The 19,310-nt window shown below is 50.8% G+C and carries 29 protein-coding genes; 11 read left to right on the top strand and 18 right to left on the bottom strand.

What is annotated here, in order from left to right; genetic code table 11:
- Positions 1-182 precede the first annotated feature (182 nt).
- Positions 183-1,223: a putative phage abortive infection protein gene (locus PsAD5_RS10550; protein WP_153041358.1), complete on the top strand. Its 1,041-nt coding sequence runs from the start codon at positions 183-185 to the stop codon at positions 1,221-1,223.
- Between the two features lie 5 nt (positions 1,224-1,228).
- Here PsAD5_RS10550 and PsAD5_RS10545 read toward each other — a convergent pair whose 3' ends face one another.
- Entirely contained in the window at positions 1,229-1,840 is a 612-nt protein-coding gene (locus PsAD5_RS10545) for a hypothetical protein (RefSeq protein WP_063292072.1), read from the bottom strand.
- Between the two features lies 1 nt (position 1,841).
- Between PsAD5_RS10545 and PsAD5_RS10540 the strand changes: the two genes are divergently transcribed.
- Together PsAD5_RS10540 and PsAD5_RS10535 are read left to right on the top strand one after the other, a co-directional pair.
- Positions 1,842-2,561 (top strand): hypothetical protein, encoded by a 720-nt coding sequence (locus tag PsAD5_RS10540; RefSeq protein ID WP_153041357.1) that lies wholly within the window; start codon positions 1,842-1,844, stop codon positions 2,559-2,561.
- 172 nt (positions 2,562-2,733) lie between these two features.
- A complete protein-coding gene (locus PsAD5_RS10535) occupies positions 2,734-3,186 on the top strand; it encodes a hypothetical protein (RefSeq protein WP_063292070.1) in 453 nt (150 codons plus the stop codon).
- 97 nt (positions 3,187-3,283) lie between these two features.
- On the opposite strand, the gene PsAD5_RS10530 is transcribed toward PsAD5_RS10535, so the two are convergent.
- The gene (locus PsAD5_RS10530) at positions 3,284-4,189 is read right to left on the bottom strand and encodes a hypothetical protein (protein WP_063292069.1); all 906 of its coding nucleotides are present in this window, start codon (positions 4,187-4,189) and stop codon (positions 3,284-3,286) included.
- A 10-nt stretch (positions 4,190-4,199) separates the two neighbouring features.
- Entirely contained in the window at positions 4,200-4,358 is a 159-nt protein-coding gene (locus PsAD5_RS28815) for a Com family DNA-binding transcriptional regulator (protein ID WP_206599625.1), read from the bottom strand.
- A gap of 168 nt (positions 4,359-4,526) precedes the next feature.
- Here PsAD5_RS28815 and PsAD5_RS10525 point away from each other — a divergent pair, with 168 nt between their 5' ends.
- Complete coding sequence (locus PsAD5_RS10525; RefSeq protein WP_063292068.1) at positions 4,527-5,342, top strand: hypothetical protein; 816 nt, start codon at positions 4,527-4,529, stop codon at positions 5,340-5,342.
- A gap of 80 nt (positions 5,343-5,422) precedes the next feature.
- Here the strand turns inward: PsAD5_RS10525 and PsAD5_RS10520 are convergent, their stop codons facing one another.
- The 7 genes from PsAD5_RS10520 to PsAD5_RS10490 are packed head-to-tail and all read right to left on the bottom strand — an operon-like array spanning position 5,423 to position 10,991.
- On the bottom strand, positions 5,423-5,956 hold the full coding sequence (locus PsAD5_RS10520; RefSeq protein ID WP_063292067.1) for a DUF6362 family protein: 534 nt from the start codon (positions 5,954-5,956) through the stop codon (positions 5,423-5,425).
- Positions 5,957-6,223: a hypothetical protein gene (locus tag PsAD5_RS10515; protein ID WP_063292066.1), complete on the bottom strand. Its 267-nt coding sequence runs from the start codon at positions 6,221-6,223 to the stop codon at positions 5,957-5,959.
- Positions 6,220-6,408, bottom strand: coding sequence for a hypothetical protein (locus PsAD5_RS10510; RefSeq protein ID WP_063292065.1), 189 nt, complete (start codon positions 6,406-6,408; stop codon positions 6,220-6,222). Before PsAD5_RS10510 ends, PsAD5_RS10515 begins: the two co-directional genes overlap by 4 nt.
- Positions 6,405-7,766 (bottom strand): replicative DNA helicase, encoded by a 1,362-nt coding sequence (locus tag PsAD5_RS10505; RefSeq protein WP_063292064.1) that lies wholly within the window; start codon positions 7,764-7,766, stop codon positions 6,405-6,407. The genes PsAD5_RS10510 and PsAD5_RS10505 overlap by 4 nt, the downstream gene beginning before the upstream one ends.
- On the bottom strand, positions 7,763-8,311 hold the full coding sequence (locus PsAD5_RS10500) for a hypothetical protein (protein WP_063292063.1): 549 nt from the start codon (positions 8,309-8,311) through the stop codon (positions 7,763-7,765). The genes PsAD5_RS10505 and PsAD5_RS10500 overlap by 4 nt, the downstream gene beginning before the upstream one ends.
- The gene (locus PsAD5_RS10495) at positions 8,311-9,948 is read right to left on the bottom strand and encodes a DNA cytosine methyltransferase (protein ID WP_063292062.1); all 1,638 of its coding nucleotides are present in this window, start codon (positions 9,946-9,948) and stop codon (positions 8,311-8,313) included. The genes PsAD5_RS10500 and PsAD5_RS10495 overlap by 1 nt, the downstream gene beginning before the upstream one ends.
- Positions 9,948-10,991 carry a DUF7146 domain-containing protein gene (locus PsAD5_RS10490; protein WP_063292061.1) on the bottom strand — a complete coding sequence of 348 codons (1,044 nt, stop codon included), beginning with the start codon at positions 10,989-10,991 and terminating at the stop codon, positions 9,948-9,950. Before PsAD5_RS10490 ends, PsAD5_RS10495 begins: the two co-directional genes overlap by 1 nt.
- A gap of 125 nt (positions 10,992-11,116) precedes the next feature.
- Between PsAD5_RS10490 and PsAD5_RS10485 the strand changes: the two genes are divergently transcribed.
- The gene (locus tag PsAD5_RS10485; RefSeq protein ID WP_063292060.1) at positions 11,117-11,554 is read left to right on the top strand and encodes a hypothetical protein; all 438 of its coding nucleotides are present in this window, start codon (positions 11,117-11,119) and stop codon (positions 11,552-11,554) included.
- Between the two features lie 2 nt (positions 11,555-11,556).
- Here the strand turns inward: PsAD5_RS10485 and PsAD5_RS10480 are convergent, their stop codons facing one another.
- The 4 genes from PsAD5_RS10480 to PsAD5_RS10465 all read right to left on the bottom strand — a co-directional run bounded on the left by PsAD5_RS10480 (position 11,557) and on the right by PsAD5_RS10465 (position 13,651).
- A complete protein-coding gene (locus PsAD5_RS10480) occupies positions 11,557-11,877 on the bottom strand; it encodes a hypothetical protein (RefSeq protein WP_153041356.1) in 321 nt (106 codons plus the stop codon).
- 381 nt (positions 11,878-12,258) lie between these two features.
- On the bottom strand, positions 12,259-12,801 hold the full coding sequence (locus PsAD5_RS10475) for a hypothetical protein (RefSeq protein WP_063292058.1): 543 nt from the start codon (positions 12,799-12,801) through the stop codon (positions 12,259-12,261).
- Positions 12,801-13,127, bottom strand: coding sequence for a hypothetical protein (locus PsAD5_RS10470; RefSeq protein WP_153041355.1), 327 nt, complete (start codon positions 13,125-13,127; stop codon positions 12,801-12,803). Before PsAD5_RS10470 ends, PsAD5_RS10475 begins: the two co-directional genes overlap by 1 nt.
- A gap of 38 nt (positions 13,128-13,165) precedes the next feature.
- A complete protein-coding gene (locus PsAD5_RS10465; protein WP_063292056.1) occupies positions 13,166-13,651 on the bottom strand; it encodes a hypothetical protein in 486 nt (161 codons plus the stop codon).
- Between the two features lie 155 nt (positions 13,652-13,806).
- Here PsAD5_RS10465 and PsAD5_RS27830 point away from each other — a divergent pair, with 155 nt between their 5' ends.
- On the top strand, positions 13,807-14,049 hold the full coding sequence (locus tag PsAD5_RS27830) for a hypothetical protein (RefSeq protein ID WP_153041354.1): 243 nt from the start codon (positions 13,807-13,809) through the stop codon (positions 14,047-14,049).
- Between the two features lie 59 nt (positions 14,050-14,108).
- Here PsAD5_RS27830 and PsAD5_RS28015 read toward each other — a convergent pair whose 3' ends face one another.
- Complete coding sequence (locus PsAD5_RS28015) at positions 14,109-14,294, bottom strand: helix-turn-helix domain-containing protein (RefSeq protein WP_063292054.1); 186 nt, start codon at positions 14,292-14,294, stop codon at positions 14,109-14,111.
- Between the two features lie 94 nt (positions 14,295-14,388).
- Here PsAD5_RS28015 and PsAD5_RS10450 point away from each other — a divergent pair, with 94 nt between their 5' ends.
- Positions 14,389-15,048 (top strand): XRE family transcriptional regulator, encoded by a 660-nt coding sequence (locus PsAD5_RS10450; RefSeq protein WP_063292053.1) that lies wholly within the window; start codon positions 14,389-14,391, stop codon positions 15,046-15,048.
- Between the two features lie 6 nt (positions 15,049-15,054).
- On the opposite strand, the gene PsAD5_RS10445 is transcribed toward PsAD5_RS10450, so the two are convergent.
- From PsAD5_RS10445 to PsAD5_RS10435, 3 genes are read right to left on the bottom strand one after another with little or no spacing between them, the layout of a single operon-like run.
- Entirely contained in the window at positions 15,055-15,633 is a 579-nt protein-coding gene (locus PsAD5_RS10445) for a DUF4339 domain-containing protein (protein WP_063292052.1), read from the bottom strand.
- Positions 15,634-15,678: 45 nt separating this feature from the next.
- Entirely contained in the window at positions 15,679-16,140 is a 462-nt protein-coding gene (locus PsAD5_RS10440) for a hypothetical protein (RefSeq protein WP_063292051.1), read from the bottom strand.
- A gap of 20 nt (positions 16,141-16,160) precedes the next feature.
- Positions 16,161-17,003 carry a hypothetical protein gene (locus PsAD5_RS10435; protein WP_063292050.1) on the bottom strand — a complete coding sequence of 281 codons (843 nt, stop codon included), beginning with the start codon at positions 17,001-17,003 and terminating at the stop codon, positions 16,161-16,163.
- A 137-nt stretch (positions 17,004-17,140) separates the two neighbouring features.
- On the opposite strand from PsAD5_RS10435, the gene PsAD5_RS10430 reads away from it, so the two are divergent.
- The 4 genes from PsAD5_RS10430 to PsAD5_RS10420 all read left to right on the top strand — a co-directional run bounded on the left by PsAD5_RS10430 (position 17,141) and on the right by PsAD5_RS10420 (position 19,192).
- A complete protein-coding gene (locus tag PsAD5_RS10430; protein WP_063292049.1) occupies positions 17,141-17,440 on the top strand; it encodes a hypothetical protein in 300 nt (99 codons plus the stop codon).
- On the top strand, positions 17,437-17,886 hold the full coding sequence (locus PsAD5_RS10425; protein WP_063292048.1) for a hypothetical protein: 450 nt from the start codon (positions 17,437-17,439) through the stop codon (positions 17,884-17,886). The genes PsAD5_RS10430 and PsAD5_RS10425 overlap by 4 nt, the downstream gene beginning before the upstream one ends.
- Before the next feature lie 120 nt (positions 17,887-18,006).
- Positions 18,007-18,195 carry a hypothetical protein gene (locus tag PsAD5_RS27825; protein WP_153041353.1) on the top strand — a complete coding sequence of 63 codons (189 nt, stop codon included), beginning with the start codon at positions 18,007-18,009 and terminating at the stop codon, positions 18,193-18,195.
- A gap of 1 nt (position 18,196) precedes the next feature.
- Positions 18,197-19,192 carry a hypothetical protein gene (locus tag PsAD5_RS10420; RefSeq protein ID WP_063292047.1) on the top strand — a complete coding sequence of 332 codons (996 nt, stop codon included), beginning with the start codon at positions 18,197-18,199 and terminating at the stop codon, positions 19,190-19,192.
- The last annotated feature ends 118 nt before the right edge of the window (positions 19,193-19,310 follow it).

The following is a 19,310-nucleotide window of genomic DNA, read 5'->3' as shown; positions in this document are numbered from 1 at the left end:
TTACAGGTTAGCAACGTCTACAGCGTATTCGTTCATTGAAATTGTTAGGTTTTTGGGATTGGTGGAGCTAAAAACCCGTCTAGTAACCCCGCTGTTTTTTGAACTGTAACGGGCCATAAATCGGGCTCCGCCACCGTAGCGGGCTGAAAAAATCGAAATACGGTCCCTAGACCGGGGGGGGTATGCATCGCGCATGCCTTTTGCGCCGTGCCACGTGCCCTTTGCATCTTCCAACCCCAAGGGGGAATCGCGTATCACGAACCTCGATAAGGAGTGCCGATATGCCGAAGAGTGAACAGCCTAAGGATCAGAGAACCAAGCGCAACGCGCTACTGTTAAGCTCACCATGGGCTTGGATCATCTTCATTGGTCTTACGATACTCATAATCTGCCTCTGGTGGGCTAACGCCCGGTACGCAGTCACAGGAGAACTCCCCTATCTTCTCTCCTATTTCGATACCCCTGAGCCTCAGCCACAAAGCATATTGGAAAGGCTAGGCATCCTAGGCACTCCTCAGGCAGTAGGTGGTTACTCAGAGAGAGGCCCTACTGGTGATACATTTGGGATAGTGAACTCACTGTTTGCTGGCCTTGCCTTCCTTGGTCTGTTCTATGCGATCCTATTGCAGCGAGAAGAGTTATCTACAGTGAAGGACGAAAGGGACGACACTCGTGAAATTCTCGAAAAGCAGGAAGACAACATAACCGCGCAAACCAAGCAACTTGGTAAGCAGGCATTTGAAACCAGTTTTTACAACGCCCTCGACTTGCTTTTTAAACATAGAGAACAGCTCCTTCACCCCGGCAAAACCAACATTAGAGGCAGTGCTGCTTTGGCACGGTATGTTAAAGATCTGCGAGATAAGACAACATCAGCACTTCACGTTTCGAACCTTCTCACCGGATATTGGGCTGCTCCTCGAAACGAACCGCGTGACGGTAGCGTTGATTACATTCGTTTCGTTATGATGATTTCTGAGATGATCGAAAAATCAGAGATAGATAACAAAGAGATATATCGGGAAATTTTGAGATCTCAACTTCTTGATTCCGATCTTGTTTTGATTTTCTTCGCTGCATTTTCAAAAGAAGTCCAGTCTTCTGCATGGCGGCAACTCGTGATCGAGAGCAACCTGCTCAAATACATTGCTCTGCGTGATTGGACTAGCGATTGCAAAGAATGCATCAAGGAAGTCTATGACGGCGAAACTATGTACCTTTGAGGGCCTTAACCCTTCACAGCCAGCAGACGCTTAATCTCCACTTCCATTGCCGGGGCAAAGGAGCGGGTTGCGTTGTCGTGCTCGGCCTTTGATGGGCCTATTACCATTTCATCCGGAATGCGAACGCTACTCTTGAGGCTATGGAAGCCCCTGTACCAGCGCTTACCTACGTTAAGGTTGGCCCGGAAGACTGCCCCACCAAGGTTCAAGGTCTTGCGACCTGGGAAGCGTCCGCCCTTCATGAATGCCTTTTCCAGATAGAGCCTCTGCCCCCTTGGCCGCGCTACTACCCCGCCGCGCATCAGCTCTCTTGGCTTGAAGTGCTTCAGGCTGATTAGTCCGCCCTTTGTGGTCAGCACATAAGACAGGCTGGCAGCGTTGCCCTTATAGCTCGCACTCGCCCTCTTAGGCTTCCCCAGAGCCTTCCTAATTGTACGGGATGGCAAGCCTGTTTGCTTAGGAAGCGTCTTCAGCACGCCTTTACGCAGCTTGGTGCCGGTTTTATTGATGACCTTTCTGTAGGCGCGCTCTGCTGTCTTTCTGTTTCCTATCCGCTCAACCGCATTACGAAAGTGCACATGGTTGTCGTCTGCGAATTCGAGGGTAACTGGAGGCATTATGCGGAGCCTTCTTCCGTGGCATGCGTGGTTTTGCTTTGGCCTCAGACGCTTTGTTGCTCTTTGCCGATCACGCAGCCCGTGTGCCGAACATCAATTTGTAACTTCTGGTTTCTTGAGCTTTGTGCTGGATAGAGCTAACCGGCCAGCAGATGTTTTTTCAAAGAGAGATTTGCAGATGAATACATTGAGTAAAGCCACTCTCGCCTTCATGTTTGGGCTCGCAGGCTGCCTATCTGCCCAATCAGCGGAGATTGTTTCAACTCAGGAATCCGCCACTGCTGCGTTACTCACTTCAGTCGAAAAGGTTCGTGTCCAGATAGTAGACACCGTACACGGTGATTGCTCTCCTGAACCCGAAGTACTGAAAGATAAATCGGAGGGCGCACTGCGCAAGAACGGGATACCTGTATCTGAAGATACGACTGCCTCTAATGCCGCCGTGCTCTATTTGACACTTACTGGTTTCAAGCCCGGATCGAGATGTGCTGTGATGTTAGAGGCAAAGCTTTCTGTCAATTCGTATGCCATTGCCGCCCCTTCACAATACCTGCAAGAGGGCACTCGATTTAGCAATGTAGTGGATCTCAACCTTGTAGGGCACCTGTATGTCACCGACAGCGATATGCATTGGAACTTAACTGAAGCAGCTGGCGAGCTTGCGAATGAAGCTGCAAAAAAGATCCTACATGCGAGAGATTTTAAGTTCGAATACAAGTAGCCATTTGAACGTGTCTTGCTTTACCATAACTTGCATGAGCCGCATATCTCGACAATAAAAAGTTATTACTTCACCGCTCGCTAACCGTGTTTCAAATACTGAACGGGAGTTACTCACGTATTCGCCAATAGCGGGTCATTACCTGTGTCTAAAAAGAACGGAGTAATAACCTATGAATCGCTTAGCTTTAACTACTGCAGCACTTGCAGCTTTTTTACTATCAAACCAAGCCTCATATGGACGGACGCTTGAGTTGGTTTTCTCCAATATGTGCGGAGTGGATATTATAGTCTCTTCAGATCCGCAGCTACAAGTCAAGAACACAGCCACCAATGCAGCTTTAACAAATCCATTCTTGCTTGTAGAAACTGGTGAACTAATTGAAACTGAAAGTGAGTTTAGGAAAGATTTCAGTACACGCTTTAGCACTGTAACACGAGACGGTGGTACTTTAATGCCACTGGGTAGTTTTGATCTAGAATTTATAGGCACAGTAACTGAGCGTTTTTGTAAAATTCCCGCAACTACAAAAAATGGATTTAAAAACGGTTGTAAGGTAGTAGCGGTTCCGTTGCTTGATACGCAGGACAAACGTACGTGCGCTGTTGTTTTTGAACCGTCATAATCTAACATCCAGCAAATCGCCCCTGTCATTTGGTAGTCCTCTGATCGTATAGCCGATACTTAGACAGGGGCAGATACACTGCGCTGGACCGCCAACCTTAAAACTCGTAGCCCGCAACCTTCCCAGCCGCCTCAGTAGCCGCTTTAGGATCACCCTTCACGAAAATCAGCACGTTTTGGTGTGTCTTGCCAAGCTTGCGCCCGCTCTCAAAACCTCCACGAGCCCTCAAGGGCAATGAACCGGCCTGAGTGATCAACACAGCATCATTGTAGAAGCGCAGGCCCGCGTCTTCGCAGGCTTCAATGGTGTCCCGTACAAAACCCCGGTTTATGCCTTCCCGGTCCCTGAAATCACCAACCACGATGGCTGCAAAGCGGTCTTCCTTCAGCCGCGCTGCTGCCTGCTTCATTGAGGCACGGAAGGCCCCCACAAACACGTCGTAGTGCATGTTCGAAAGGTCTGAGGGATCATCTGAATACTTCTCAAGATCGCCATAAGGTGGACAGGTCAGTATGAAATCAAAGTAGCCGCGCACATGCTTGTAAAGCTGTACAGCATCACCAACCTTCCACTTAGGCTTTGGTTTAATCCCAAGGACATCAGCCTGCAGGTCATTGGCTTCAACCTGCTCAGGGCGCAAATCTACACCTGTATACTCGCGCCCCATGTAGGCGGCTACTAAGCCCCTTACAGATCCACCAGCAAAAGGATCAAGAACCTTTCCCTCAGGCGGACAGAACCATGCATAACAAAGCTCAGTCAGGACTGGGTCAAATACGCTTTTACTTGCCCATGAGCCGGGTGCTGTGCCCTTCCCGTTGATCTCTGACCACTTAGCCATTGCGCTGGCGTATCCGCTTAGGAGGTCTTCTTTCCTTCCTTCACCGCTATCAATCCCCAGGTCGAGCCAAAGGCGCTTGCGGTCTTGCCATTCCTTGGCCCTTGCGCTCAACACTGAAAAAGGCGGTACGATAAAATCTTGGCTTAGTGCCCCTTTAGTCATTCCATGCTCTCTAAGCTTGATGCTCAGGGCATTCGCTTATGGGCTCTAAGGGCCTCAACTGGTTTAGTGTGCCGCATCTCCGACACTTGATTTCAATGGGTTTCACGATTGCACCCGGTTCGTTTTTGAACAGGAGTGCATTGCAGTGGCCACATCTGGTTGATTCCAAAATGATTCTCGACGCATAAATGCCCCCTGCTCATTAATTGCGGTGAGTAGATATGGCGGGGGCGGTAATATGCTTAGTCTTACCGGGCGGGTGTTGTAGTCATAAACGTGCCCGTAGCTTTGGAGGTGGCTGCCTCCATGCCTCTCGCCTCATTCCTTTGAGGCGTTCATGATCGATTTTAAAAAGGATTTCTCTGTCACGAGCGCATTAGTGCTCCTTGTGCCGCTTTTGGCGTTATCGGCGATAACTATCGCTGGTGTCATAGTTATAATCGGCGTGTTGGCGAATTTCGCTGAAACAATGTTCACCACTGGTCACCGCTCATCAGCCACAGTTGTCGGCCTTTTAACGATGGCTGGGACAATAGCGATGCCAATCGTGACCGTTCGGAGTTTTTATCTTGTTCGTAAGCAGCTTTCACACCAGTCAGATGCAAACGAAATTCAGTTGTTGCCATTTGTAAGAGAAGCCCATTCGTTAGTCGCTCAGGATCTTAAAAACTTGCAAAGCTTGCTGGAGGCAGACTCCCTTCTTAGCGCGATCAACGTTGAGCGGAAGATCTCTAAATCACAGCAGCCTATGGGCGGCTCAGAAGCTACAAATTTTGCTATCTATGAAGCCATTCGGTCGCTAGCAAATAGCGAAGCAAAGGTTATGGACTACATTTCTGATGAGGTATCGAACCAGCGCAACGAGATCACCTTCATCATAAACTACGTTAAGCAGCAAATTTTAATAAATGAAAAAGCCGCAGCAAACGACCCTAAGTATATGTCCAAGAAATACAATCAACGCATTGCTGAGTTGATTGGGGTTTTCAATAACCATTCAACCACGAAGGGTTTTAAGGGAGATATTGCAGCTAATGCATCACAAAATGATCTCATGTTTGCGGTGAAACTGGTCAAGTACTATGAGTCACTACAAGCGCTTAAGACAAAATATGCCATCAAGCTAAATGCCTTTCAGAGCTTGCTGAGCTAGTCTTCAACATTCAAAAAGAAAACCCGCCGATTTGGCGGGTTAGTCATTTGGGAAACTTGAAACGAATTACGGCTAAATCATCAAGCCGCGAGTTGTCTCATCTTATCTGAATAGATACCCGATTTAGGCCGGAACTGCACGGATAAATCTTTATCAGCGAACGCGGGTAAATCTCTTTTATTACAAACTCTTACAGAAATTTGGTGAAGTGCTCTCTCAAAACGATCATGGGCCGTTTGTTTTGCTAGTCCCATCTGGTCAAGAACCTTCTTTGGCTGGATCTTGTAGGCGTAGCAAAACACCAACAATGAGAGCGCTTTTCTCTCTTCGTTTCGCTTGATGTAGTGCATCCAGTCCCATGTCTCTTCCATCCGTGCAATTGCTGCAGCATCCGGCCCGGTCATGTTCCTGGCTCTCTTTTCAGCCTCAGTGAGCTTCTTGGCGACAGCGTTTAGAGCCGCTTCCCATTGGTCATCCTCACTCGGGCTGAAATCAGGCCAGAAGCTTTGCGGTTGCCCCGGTCTAACGCCTCGCACCTTCATAAGGCGCATGACAACCTGTGCCTCTATCAGCCGATCTAGGATCACCGCATATAGTGCCTGAATGTCGCTCATTTATTCCTCCGGCTGTTTCAAAAATTCAATAAAGGCAGTTTCTGCTTTGCGGGCTGCTTCAAGGTGTGTTTCGGCGTAACCTTCCGCAACTTTCTTCCAATCATTTACAACCCAACTCCAGCGCCCTTCACCATTGGGGCCAGTCTCCCAGTGCATACGCATAGTCGTCGTTTTGCGTTGAGGCGGTTTGGCCGTGAAATCTTGCGGTTGATCCTCCCATGTTGGGCGCCAACGAAACACCGGCTTGTATGGTTTGTTGTCGTTCATGCCGCTTTCTTTTCCTGCTTGATGGCTCGGCTTCGCAAAGCCTCATAGTTCAAGGGGGAAACATAGAGCACCCGATTGTAAAGCGCGCAGATCTGATCTGTAATCTCTGTTCTGTCGCCTGTCCCACTATCTTCCACCACTGTTCCAATCTCCACTTTCCACACAAAGCGGATTGGGACGCTCATAAGAGCATCCCTTCTTGGTGTCCGCGATCTTCCCTGAAGGTTGTGGTAGGCCCATCAAAAACAAGCTCAGCACAGCGCCCACCTGAGCCCATACGGACTTTATCGGCGTGCACCTGTGCTCTGTCCTTCCAGTTGATCAGATCCGTTTGCCATTTGACATGTAAGTCTGTGCCTTCCTTTGGCTCTTTGCGAAGCAAGATTGGCTCAGGGCGGAAGAGAATGAGGATGTTGTCCGCGCTGTCTTCCATATTTGACCCGCCAAACAGTTCCTTACGTGTCAGGCGTTGTAACGGTTCTCTCTCTGATCTGACTTCATGGGCAAGGGCAACGACTGGAATGTTGAGGGCTTTGGCAAGCTCCTTCAACTCCGAAATCACGTAGCCACAACGTGCAGGAAGGTTTGAATCCAAGCGGCTATCTTTAGCCCGCATGGCCTTTACGCTATCGACAAACAGGGCCTTAGTCCCAAACCTAGACTTGTTAGCTTTTGCTCGGATAAACAGCTGCTCAACAGTCGTTCTAGAAGTCTCATCAATATATAGCGGGATACTCTGGCAATCCTCTTTTGCAAGGTAGATCTTTTCCAGCTCATCTGCTGAAAGCCCACCCCGACGCATAGCGTGGGTACTGATGCCAGACATAGCTGCAACACGCCGCATGGTGAGCTGTTCTGCGTCCATTTCCTTTGACTGGAAATCAACCGGGCCATACTGGCAGGCAATGAACTCGGCAATCTGCAAAGCAAGGGCAGTCTTACCGCTTGCCCCTTCTGCACCGATTACAGTTAGCTCGCCATCAACTAAGCCACCACCCAAAAGGTTATCAATTTGCTTTAGACCGGTCCCCAAAGCATCGCCCCCTGTTTCCTGAGGCTGCGCAGCCCGCTCATAAACAGCTTGTGCGCTTTGCCCAAGGGTTACAGTGCTAGTTCTCTGTGCTTGCCCTGAAATCTCTTGAAGCTCTTCAATAGCGCTCTCTGCAAGCTCAGCAGCCCTTGTGTCAGTGTAAAGAGCCTGCTGCCCTTTCTGGAAAGTCTCGGCAATCAGCTCCTTGTTACGCCGGTTGAGGAGCGGTTTCACAAGGTCTTCGATTTCAGCAGTGAGCTTCCTGCCCTTAGCTGCGAGTGATTTGATGCGCGCCACAAGATCTGCATCGCCTTCATACGGGGCGTTTGTCTCCACAAGGTGCAGATCAAAGCTGCCCTCTTTGTGACAGGTGTCCAAGCCGATCCAGACAGCCTTCCAGATAGGATCATGGAAGTGCGCTGGGGTCACCTGATCTGCAACATCCCAGTACAGCTCAGGAGCCGCCAAAAGGCGCGCAAGAACTTGTTGTTCGATTGATTCAAGGTTTGTCATGCTGCCACCTTCTCAAACTGTCTGATTTCTGCTTCGTCTTTTTGAAAGAAATACCAAGAGCAATTATCCTTGCCTTTGGTTGTGGTGCCGGGAATCCATCGCAACCGTCCGACCGGCACTATCAAGGAGCAATAGCGCATGTATGGCTCGCTCTGACCGGTGTAGGCCCAATCAGCGTCAAACAGGAGCCAGGTGGGCACCATCACCCGAAGATGATCAATGATGCGATGTAGGAGGTAACCTGAGGCTCTATCCCTGCTCCATGGCGGGTTGGTTATGATTGCTTCTGCGCCTTTGAGATCTTCAATTTCAAGGCTTAAAACATCGCGCTTTTCAACCATGCGATAGCGCGGCTGAATATCGTAGCGTGCCTTGCAATCAAGTCCGGCTCTCAGGAATGGCCCCACAAGATCACCTGATCCGGCAAAGGGTTCAACGAAGGATCGCACCCCACCCAAGTAAGGCAGCAAGATCCTCGCTGCCTTCGGGTCGATGGTGCGGTACAAATCTTTGTTGACCTTTTTGAAGTTACTCCGCTTCCCCATCAAGCGGCTTCCTTCGTTACTTTCAGGTCTGGAAGGTTCGCCTCGATGATAGCCTTTGCTATTGGTGGGCACACACTATTGCCGCACTTGGCAACCTGCTCTTTCTTGGACAAGGGCTTGCCCTTGAACTCAAAGTCGATCTTGTAATCTTCAGGGAAACCTTGCGCTCGATACAGCTCCTCAGGCGTGAGCATTCTCATCCCGATATCTACTATCGCATAGGGCTCGCCACCAATCTCAACAGTTACGAGGCTGAAGCGGTCCTTCGTTGTCACAGTGCCCATTGGCTCCTTAGTATCCTGCCCTACGCTTGTTCCATAATAGGCCATAAGGAAAGCTCGCACCTCAGCGATATGGTTGCCCCCGGCTGTTAGCGTAGGCATTGCAGCATCAGCAGGCTGCCCATCCTTACAAGTGCCGCGCATCATCATGAGGTGACTGGTGACCAACGCTTGGTGAGAGCCCGTCTGAAGAATAGTTGAAACCGGCGCCTCAGCTGAACGCCCCACCACACCGGTGTTATGTTGCGCGAGGAAAGCAGAAACCAAGGCGTGCTTTGCTCCGCCTGCAACAACCGTTCCCAAAGGCGCTTCAATATCCATGGTGCGGGGCAGCTGCCCTTCGCGCTCCCCGTATCCGGTTTGAACAAGAGATGCGGCAACCAAAGCAGACTTACCACCTCCTGAGGCTGTTACGGTGCCGAGTGGGCTATCAGCTTCGCCGCCGACGGAGTTTCCAAACTGGCGCTGAATATATGGGACCACCAATGCCCTGCACCCGCCTCTTTCTGTTTTGATGGTTGTGACAGGTTTACCCATGGGCTCCAGACTGCCCCCATGGCTCATGTTTAGAATGAAAGGCTCTGGCGCATCGATGACAAACTTCTTTATTCCTGCTGCAATGCGTTTCAGGGTGTTATCAGCAAGAGGTTTCTTGCGTTCAAAAATGGATGGGCACGGGATTGACCAGTCGATGCAATCTGCTGCCGTCTTCCAAGGGAGCAGCTGTCCACTTTTAACCTCAAGAGTGCTTGGATCTCCATGTGTGGGAGCTGGCCACTTGATTGCCTTCTTGTCCCGTCTGGCTACCATGAACATGCGCTTTCGGATGGTCGGGGCCCCATAGTCACAAGCCTTTAAGTCCCTGACTTCAACCTGATAACCCAGTTTCCCAAGAGCAACTTTCCATGGTTCAAAGTCTTCCCAACCGCGAAACTCCATAACGTTTTCTAAGACGATTATTCGTGGCCTGTTCTTCCCAAGCTTCTGGCAGAAGTTCACGATGGACCACGCTAGCATTCGCACTGACTTGGAGGTTGGCTTGCTACCCCGAGCCTTTGAGAAATGGCGACAATCTGGAGACGCCCAAAGCAACCCCACTGGACGGCCTGCTGTGTACGCTTTCAGATCAACATCCCAAACGCTTTCAGGTAAATGCACGGTTTCTGGGTGGTTGGCCGCGTGCATGGCCAGCGCAGCTTCACAGTGATTGATAGCAAGATCCGGAGAACGCCCCAGAGCCATTTCAATGCCGGTAGATGCGCCACCTCCACCCGCAAAGGCATCAATGATAATCTCGCCCTGCTGCCCACTCAGATATTCAAGTCTTTCAATGCCAGGTAAGTTCAAGTGTTCCATTATGCAGCAACTCCATAAAGATCATTGTAAACATCCAGCCAGTCAGAGCCCGCCTCAGGCAAAGCTATGTCCAGCACTTGCAATCCGTTTTGAGTGAGGTTTTCAGCAGCTTGCAGGGCTGCCTTTTTGCCGGGGGCCAGATCCCAGCTACCATCAGGCTTTTGAAAGGCCTGATCACCGTCGCCATAGATGCGGACTCGCTCTATTTCTAAAGGTGTTTCAAAGTTGATAAGCCCCGCTGTAGACAGGCAGGACCAGCAAGGGCGCCCCGTCAGGGCGTAAACTGCAAGGGCTGTCTCAACGCCTTCAGCTATGCCGATTTCCCCGTCAGCAGCTTCCTGAAGCCGCACTGCACCCCCAGCAACCGGACCAAGACCGAGCTTTGCATTTGCGACCGGTGCTTTCCGGCCTTCTTTGGTGATGAAAATACGCCAGATCCCGGTGAGATCGCCCATGGTGTCATTAACGCGGCAAACAAGGGCGGGAAGCTTTCCTGCGTCCGGATACTTCAGGCCCGGGTGGTAACGCAGGCAATCCGGCCACTGCATTCTCGGGAGCCCACGCCCCAGCAAATATGCTTCAGCAGGAGTGCCCTCAATCGGTTTGGATTGGTCCCAGAGCTTAAGCGCGTATTCAGTGCTATCGGCTTCCTGCTGGGCTTGTTCTTCTGCTTCGCGTGCAGCTTTGGCCTTGGCCTCTTTCTTGCGCTCAGCTGCTTTACGCTGCGCATTTTCATCCCAAGCGCCTTCTCCGAAGGGAGGTTCCTCTCCCGTCAGAACCTCACAGGCCGCTTTGAAGTCCACTGACATGCAATGCATTACGATGCCGATTGCATCGCCGCCTCCGCCTGCTCCTCTACAGTTCCATTTCTGCTTCACTGGATTGACGCTGAAGCGATCTGTGCCCCCGCATGCGGGGCATGGCCCAGTGTACTCTTTGCCACCCCGCTTCAGCACTGCCCCACACTTTTGAGCAGCTTCTAACAATGGCGCTTTGTTGGCCCGCTCCTTGTAATCTTCCCATATCCGACTGAAAGTATTCATGAATTTACTTTTCTGTCGAATGAGCTCGACTTGAATAAGTTGAAGTAAAATTTACAACTATGGACAACATGAAGATAATTAAGCGATAATAGTGGTAATATAATTCCACGTTTTGGAGGGGTGAAATGGCAGTATACGGAGTAATTCAAAACAGATTTAAGCAAATATCTGAAGTTATATTTATCCGGAAAACCATAAGTCTTTTGTTTTTTACAGTTGGCAGTTTCTGGTTGGTTTGGTTTTTTGTTTCCGCCATCGACTTCGCCGCTTTTGAGGCTACCGGTTATTTTTTCGCCTTTACGTTGTCTTGGTTTGCCGCGCGATGGGTCTGGCCAGAACCAACTCATTTTTGGCAAATCGTTTATAAAGGTGCGCTTGCGTGTATCGCTGGAACTGCTTTCCTGACGGCTGGTTTTTATTGGGATGGTGGTATATCGATGGATCTTGAAAACCTTACGAATGCTATGAAAGGGATCATGAAAGAAGCTGAAAAAGTCACTCTCTTCGTTTGGTTGTGTATCGGAGGAGGTTTGGTCAGCCTTTGGCTCTTCTACAAAAAGTAAGTTCACAGCAAAGTTCCTTGGTCCTGAGGTTCCATGACCGGCATCAGCAGTACTTGCAGATAACCGGTAATCAAAATTCTGGTTTTCGGGGACGCCCCATCAATGCCGGGGCCGCTCCATGCAAGGCGCTGCAATTCTTCAAGGTCGAGCAAGTCCAGCGCGTTGAGGAAGTCACCCAGCCTTTGTTCCCATGCCGGGTAATTGCAGAGCAGATCGCTTACGGCCCCTATCAGGGAGCTTTTGAGTTCGATTGGTGGGTTTTCCATCTCGGAAAGCGCGTATAGAACTGCCCACGCATGCTCCCTGCCCCTCAGATTGATCATCTTCTGGATCCGCACTGCGGAATGAGTTTGTTGTGGTGAGCAAGGCCCAGTTCTTATCCGCTTGCTCGCGTGCAGAACCTCTATTCCCAGTTCCGCGCACAGGCTTTCCGCTTCCCTTGTGTCGGTTGTCGTTACCGCTGGCACGCTCCAACCTCCTCTGAAGCTCTCGTTTCTCCCGCACGAGTGTTTTGTTTGCTGATGAGGCAAGCTCGAATTGAACCATGTAATAATGAGCCCGCGCCTGCTGCAGCTTCAGATCAGTATCGATAGTGCTTCCGGGTCGATTTGCAGCAACTTGAGCACGTGATAAGCGGCTTTCAGCTGCTTCTAGTCTCTCGTTTTTATGAGACTTCCAAAGGTCCATTGCATTGCCCCGTAAAACTAATGTCTGCTGAAAAGATCTGTGGTTTGCAGTGCATAGGACGGCGACTGAATGGCACGGAAGTAATCAAGAATTCCGAGAGCTTCCGCTTCGTTGTCGTCCTTTGGCGCCCAACCTAAGAGCCTGCCTCTGCCTATTGCTTGCTGCTTAAACCAAGTCCGGCTGTCTCTGGTGCCCCTTGGTGCCTGCCCTCGCCCGAGGTAGTGCTTTCGCCAAGTCTGCATTGCAATCTTCTGATACGGGATCTGGTTCGCGACGGCTGCCATCTCACAAAGTCGATGTTGTGCGGGCTGCCATTGCTCATTGCCCCGGTTCATCTGCTTCCCGCTGATAGCTGCAAGCTCATCTTCAATCGCAAGGTGCGTAACGCCAAAGCTTTCGATCTTTCCCAGCAACCAACCATAGAAAGAAAGGCTTCGGCCCCCGTACCCGCCTGTTTTGTCTTTAGCCCCGCAGTCAAAAACTCCTGAGACTGGTTTAGAAAGACCGGGCTCCCAACGAGCCCAGCCAGTCTTTACGCCGAGGTCAAGCGCCAGGTACATCAGGCGGCCTCTGGCTGATCTTCATTGTCATTGGCAGCCCAGCCGAGAGCCAACTCCATCTGATCAACCAGTTCGGCTTCGTCTTGATCCATATTGGACACAACAGCCTCAACCTGATCCATCAACTTTTTACGCTTCAGCACTGCATTGAGTTCCTTGGTAGGAACCCCCTTGTCACGGGCGTCCTGCTTGATCTCCTTGATCTTCTCGCGATTGGTTGCGCACTTGGACATGTACGAACCCTTGTCGCTCTCAATGACGGTTTCAACGTCTAGGATTTCTTTGACAGCCGTGGACAGGGCTTCTTTATCGACTTGATTGCTCATGTGCTGCATCTCCTGCGGGTTGCTGGTGGTGGTCTGGTTCATTCCGCAGCCATCTGGTGTTGGCTGGCGTTGTAGCTCGCGTCGTAGTTGCGCATCAGCTCCTTGATCTGCTCAAAGCTCTTCTTGATGCGCTCGTGTTCTTTGGGGGAAATCTCACCATCTTCTGCGGCCTGCACGATCTCTTTCATGCTGTCGCAATGCACTGGCACAACGTTCATTGCCGCGGCTGCTGGGTCCAGTTTGGCAACACCTTCAGCCTTCTTGCGCACCTCATAGCCGCAAGACTCGAGGTGGGCTTTTGTCAGGCTTGGTGCCAAGCCAATGGCAGCCATCTCGCGCTCAAGGTACAGAGTGTCTTTGAGGGTCAGACTACGCGCTTCATTGACTTGGTAGGCTTTGCGGATGGTGGCTGAGGAATGCCCCAGCACTTCAGCCGAGCTCTCAACGCCAAACGCTGTCACGAGGTTTTTAATCTGCGTACAAATCCAATTGTTGAACTGGTCAGATGTTCTCGGTGCGTTCATGGAGCGCTTTCCTGTATTTTGCCCCCATGACACAACCGGAGATAGAGGCTAACTTTATGTTGTTCCAAACGGCAGGAGACCACCAAGTGAGGCACTACTTCCAAGAGAGGCCTCCTGCCACATCACACCGGCTCAAATTGCAAGGAGCTACCAGCGTGAATACAGAGAATGAATTTGAGCAGATGCTTTCTGACCTGAAGGACAAAAGCCCTGCTGGAATAAGTGGATCATTAGAGGACCGAATTACTTTCCTTGAGGCTCTAATGATTTCGACATTGCGGGAAATGGATGCCGATAAAGCAGAGGAGATCATCAGATTGTCACCTCATAAGATCGGAAACCTTCCCTCTCATTATGATATTCAGGCGGACTACTACAAAGCTGTGCTGGGTAAGTAGTCCCGGGTCCCGAGGGCAGCTGACTGGGAGGAAGGTCAGCCGCCCTCGCTAGGCATAGCCTAGGCCGCCAGTGGTATTTGGCATTGAGCCTTTAAGAGGTAGAGAAGCCGCTTCGAGGGTTCAGGGATCTCTTGGCCCTGCTCGAAACGGTTTACTGTAGGCTGTTTGACGCCGAGAAAATCGGCGAGATCGGATTGCGACCAACCCAACTCTGTCCGCAGCTCTTTCACTGACTGATTATCCATGGGTTCCATCCTGTATCGTGATGAAGCTAAAATACAAAACGGATTTATTGGTGTCAATACCAAATGTATTTTATTAGGGTGCATATTGTATGCCATGACACAAGAACTCAAAGACCGACTAAAGATAGCGAGAGAAAAGGCAGGCTTTGCTAGTGCAGCCGACGCAGCTGATGCTCTCGGCATCAAGGTCCCCACCTACACCCACCATGAGAACGGGACACGCAAGCCGAAAGCTGACGCAATTGAGCGCTACGCACGTTTCTTTGGAGTGACACCTACTTGGCTATTGTTCGGCAAAGGCAATAATGAGACTGAAAGCACAGCAAGCACACCAAGCCAGCTGCGCAGAACAGCCCAAATCCTCGCACCTTTCACAGTGCCAGTATTCGGCTCCCTTTCAGGTGGTGGAGAAGACTATCTTGAAGCAACAAATGAAGCTTTGGATAACATTGCGGCACCCCAGAGCCTTATGAGCGCAGAAGGGGCGTACGCTCTCTACATGCCAGGATCCTCAATGGAACCGCGCTACCATGAAGGAGAGACACTTTTTGTAAACCCCAAAAAACTCCCACGCCCAGGCGAGTATGCTGCGGTTCTTCACGAAGTGAGAGGCATTCCAGTCTGGCAGATTGGCAGATATGAGCGTTTGGATTCTGGTGTCAGAGTTTTCTCACGTTACAACGGAGAAGAGCTGCGGATCCCCGCTACGGATATCCGCGCCCTGCATAAAATCGTGGCCACCGGTGAGTGGTAGCAATGCTCAATAGCTGCTTGAGGAGAAGGCTTCGACGACGAAGAGCTGCAGTCCGATTGTGAGCACGAGCCAAATTAGCATTGGCGACACCCCTCTATCGGTTCGTTTCCCTCGGAGATAGAGATACACCGGCGGGAGAAGGAATGCCCACAACCGCAAATGACGTGTTGCATTCGAGTGGCCAGCATCCTCAATCTCTCGAATGTCATTGAATGCTAGCAGCACAAAAGTCAGTATATGCAAAAAAACAGAAACTAACTCAGAGGCAGAATAACTGAATTTTGCAAGTCGCATTATGACATCAACAAACGCAAGAGCGAGTGGCAAGACAATGAGGTAGTTGAGCCAAGTGTCGTCTACGCTTATCACCTTGGTCCGGTGCGACCCCTTCAAAGAACGGCTGTTGACAGCATCAGTGAACCGTTTTCGGTTCCCACCAAATGCCGCCCTCGAGATCACATCACTTCGCTTCACTCGGCCAGCTTTTTCAAAACGCTCCAGATCTTTGCTCGAAACAGGTCCAACCCATTGACCATTCTCGATGAAGAACCAACCCTCATCTTTTTCCTCGCCAGCACCACTCATAAAACACCCTCTACTCACCCGGGTAAACCTAGCCAGATTCGATATTTAAGAATGCTGAATTGTTTTGATTAATCGAAGTTCTGACGAGAGCTTCTTTTGCTGCTCTGCTACAGCCCCATAGAATGCAGAAACTTCAGGCATGCGATTGCTCGTCTTCAAACATTGTAGGCCGCCTTCATAAAGTGCCCCAACCCAACTTTTCTCACGCCTAAAGAGGTAGAACAGTGTCGCTGCATTTTTTTTCGCTACATCAGGTTGATAGGTCGCGTAATTCTCAAACACAAATTTGATTGCGTCTCTAATCTGCACATCGTCAGCAACTTGATAGAGCCCTACAGCGGCCCGTAGAACACTGTTAGCGGCTTCTACTGCCTGAGCGTTATCTGCACCCTCACCATCCCTTCTGCAGGCTCGGAGCGCTTCTTGAAGCCCATCCATAGCAGCGGCGTACTCACCGCATTGATCCAAGTGGGATGATGCTTCCGAACTCTTCGCAATCTCAGTCATAGTGTTCCCCTCGCTGCTGCTCAGTTTTCAGTGAATAGATCTGCCCCAGCCACGCGCTGGCCACGGTGAACGCCAGGTGCACCTGCAGCGGGCCGCTCAGGATACTTACCATCCAAGATCTCTTGAAATTTCCCTTTCTGGAGAATGAAATCCAAATGAATTACCCACCCTCGTTCATTCTCACCCAGCAGGAATGGACACTTGCCCGCCTTGGCGACGACCTCAGCGAACGTGCGCCCTTTCGGGAGATCCTTGAGCGCTCGTATGAACTCTCGTCTTCGCTTATCAGAGAGCTTGGTAGGCTTCGGCAAAGGCAAAGCGTCAGTTGCCTTACTCGCGTTGTAATCTTCGACAGATTCAACGTAAAAGTCATAGGCGTCCCGAACCTCATCTGGCGCGGAAGCGACAATAGAATCTACGGTAGTAGATTCTGAAGCTTGTTTATTGTTATTTTGTTTATTGTTCTTCTTTGTCCCCACCGCGTCCCCTTGGCGTCCCGGTTCCGTCCCCTTGGCGTCCCCTTGCTGTCCCTGCTGCGGAATGATCTCCTGATATTTATCGTAATTACAGATAGTTATGACGGTTTGACCTGTCCCTGTGTCGAACTCAATAAGGTCCCATTTCTGAAACCTTTTAAGTACGCCTTGCGTACCGTTGTTACTGAGCCCGAACTTTCGCGAGAGAAAGCGGATTGAGTGCGACAACTGCCCCCGCTGAAGGAGACGTGCTTCTCCCGCAATTACCATCTCGGTTGGCTTCCAACATGCCTCGCCAATCAACCAGACCCAAATCCCCCAGTCACTCGGACCTTTCAAAGCCTTATGATCAAACGTAGCGCGATCAATTCGTATCCAGCCAGCCATAGAGTTTCCTTATCACGAACTCAAAGTCCGAATTAAAAATACATCTAACTAATACATTTTGTATTTGACATTGTAAATCCGTTTTGTATTATTCACAGTATCAAACGGGTTGAACCACTCACAAAACGAGTTTCTTGATGGACTTTGAGACGGACATTCAGGCGACCTTAGATCTCGCCATAAACGGCTTCCTTTACGCCGAGCAGGTGATTGAAGCGAAGGTCAATTGCGCGCTTGATGAAGATTGCGACGGCTTCGTTATTCAGGAGATCAGAGTTGAGGAAGCTGGCTCTGACCGTGAGAAGCGCCTTGACGCCAAGAGCGAAGGCGAAGAGCGCATTCTATGGCTCATGCTTTCTGCAGTCGTTTATCGCAGCGAGCACATCTCGGAACAGTTTTGGGACGCTTACAACAGTGAAATGAGGATGGCAGCATGAAACACTATGTGTTCCCCTTTGAGCTTGTCGCCATGTCGGCCTGCTCTACCAACCGCGCTAAGTTCGGCGAGCTTTTGATCCTAGCTGAGTTCGACAAGATCTATGAAGACCAAGAGCTTGAAGCGCGTATCTTCCTGCCTTGCTTCGAGATCTCGGACCTCGATTACTCCCTGTTCCCTTCCAGCCATCGCCGGATTGACCGTAAGGGACGCCGTTACATTGAACTAGATCTGAAGGACTCTGGCCTTTCTGAGATGGCATTTGCAATCATGGAAGCGCTTCAAGAGCACATTGAAACCCTACGCGAATGGGCAAAGCAGGACGGCTCCTTGCTGGTGTATGATCCTGAGCTTGATGACTACAGACCTCTCCGGGAGTTTGACAAGGCGGTGTCGGTCATCGATCTGCGAGCCTATCTGGACAGCAACTTTGCTGCGGCTGCGTAACAGCCGCACCTGATTTTAGCCCTTAAAGGGCGAACTCACTCACAACCAATCACCTTCCAACTGCGGCGCTTATCGCTCCGCAGAACGCCACAACTTTGCTTTGTGAAAGGAGGAAGTGCCTTGGAAACCATGACCCATGGGGACTGTCTGCGGTGGGCTCAGAAGTACCGCGATATGTGCCTCACTCATCAAGAAATTCATGAGCAAACCGGGAGTACCGGCTCTTTGAGTTTCGCTCGGCAGTATGAGCGCCTCGCCAAGCACTGGCAGGCAAAAGCTGACAGCTTTGAACCGAAGGAAGCAGCCTGACATGAATGCAGTGACCGACAATGAGGAACGCAAGAAACTTGACCTTGCCGACCTTCGTGCCAACCCGGAGAAATACTTCGGCGAGGAAGGCATCAGCTTTGAAGATCTAGAGGCTGTCATCGCAGCCGAGAATGTAGCGTTCAAAGCTGATTTGAGCACTGAGAAAGGCCGGAAGGCGATTATCTCCTTTTCGCGCCAGTGCTCAACTTTGAAAACCGCCATTGATGGCGCGGGTAAGGAAAAGGTGGCTTCGATCAAGGCGCAGGCCACTGCTATTGATGCGCGGCGTAAAACCATGCGCGACTTTCTTGATGCTATGCGCGATGAACGTAGGTTGCCCCTTGATAATTGGGAAGCGCAGGAACAGAGCCGCATCGCTTCCCATCGCGCTATCATTGAGGGGATCATCCAGAACGGCTGCGTCGCTTTCAATGAGAGTTCTGCCGACATTCAAAAGCGGATTGATGCTGTGCGCTCTGTTGATGTGACAGAGGGCGCAATGCAGGAGTTCGCCGATCAAGCAAGCTCAAAGAAAATCACCACTCTCGAAAGCCTCGACAGGCATCTGAAGCAGGCCCTTCACACCGAAGAGCAACAGCGCAAGTTGGCTGCGCTTGAAGCTGAGAAAGAAGCTGAAGCAGCCAAGGCAGAAGCCGACCGCAAGGAGCGCGAAGCGGAAGAAGAGGCAAAGCTTGAAGCTGAGCGGAAGAAAACCCGTGAGGCTGAGGAGAAGGCTGAGAAAGAACGGATCGAAGCGGACAAGGCCAGAGCAGCTGCGAAGGCCGTTGCCGAAGCTGAAGCAAAGCGTAAGGCAGAAGAAGACGCAAAGCTGGAGGCTGATGAAGCTCGCGCAGCAAACATCGAGCACCGCAAGAAGTTCAACAATGCAGCGCTGAAAGCAATCATGGAGGCAGCTGGCATTGGCGAGGATCGCGCCAAGAAGATCGTGCAGGCCATCGCCTCCGGCGCCATCCCCCACGTTTCAATCAAATACTGAGTTTCACATGCAGGGTTTCGGGTTTTGGGCAGCTCTTCCTGCTGCCTTCAAATGGGGAGCAATAGCCTTTGTTGCTTCTCAGTTTTTCACTCACGCTGACCGCTGGGTCGCTACAATC

Source organism: Pseudovibrio sp. Ad5 (assembly GCF_001623095.1).
Lineage (GTDB): Bacteria > Pseudomonadota > Alphaproteobacteria > Rhizobiales > Stappiaceae > Pseudovibrio.
Note: the sequence above shows the minus strand (reverse complement) of the source record. Positions and strands in the feature narration are given on the sequence as shown.